Source organism: Vibrio sp. D173a (assembly GCF_030248475.1).
Window position 1 is genome coordinate 1 of record NZ_JAHGAH010000679.1, and the last position, 774, is coordinate 774.

General features: G+C 45.0%; 2 protein-coding genes. Both read right to left on the reverse strand.

All coding sequences use genetic code 11. From position 1 onward, the window contains the following. Positions 1–342: hypothetical protein (locus tag KIV40_RS28450; RefSeq protein WP_285352573.1), on the reverse strand; the 342-nt coding region annotated here is incomplete at its 3' end. Positions 343–388: 46 nt separating this feature from the next. Beyond that, positions 389–774 (reverse strand): PAS domain S-box protein (locus tag KIV40_RS28455; protein ID WP_285352574.1); only part of this gene is annotated, 386 nt, incomplete at its 5' end.

The following is a 774-nucleotide window of genomic DNA, read 5'->3' on the forward strand; positions in this document are numbered from 1 at the left end:
TTCAAAGCGCAGCTTTCCACCTTGCAATTGAGACACAGCACTGAGTGCAAAAAAGTCGATAATGGTGTCAATTAAGCTTTCATCCAGCATAGCTTGGCAGTGATCGGGCAGGGAGATTTTAGATTCCAGTGTTAAACCGTTACCGTGAGCTAACCCATCGATGACCCCTTTCTTGTGGAGTATATAGCTTGAGATATTGTGTCGCTGTGGGTGTGGTGTGATTTCTTCGTTATCTAGATGAGCGAGTTTAATCACGTAATTAAGCGATGCTTGGAGTAGACGACTAGACTGTGCGACCTGCTTGCCCAATTTCTGTGCGGCGTCTAACTCTTCGCTGAGCATGACTTTCTGCGCCAGTTTGTCGAGATCTTGCGTAGGTTTGGTTAACTCACTTGGCTTGAGTGGCTAGATTGGCTTGAGTCACTTTGGCTTCTAGCGCTTGTTCGAGCTGTTTCTGTTTAGTGATGTCTCTTTGTATACATACAAGGTGTTCAAATTTTTCATCGTTGAAAATGGGTTTCACAGACAGCTCTACCCAATATGGATGGCCGCTTTTATGATAGTGCTCAAGTTGACTTTCTACTGCATGTTGGTGTTCGATTGCTTCTGATACACGTTTCACTTCGGTGATGTCTGTGTTCTTGCCTTGCAGTAGGCGGCTCATATTCTTCCCTTTAGCATCATGTAAGCTATACCCAAACAGTCGGCTAAATGAGGTGTTGATCGAACAGATATTCCCATCTCCGTCAATGATAGCGATGGGGTCGGTTGTGT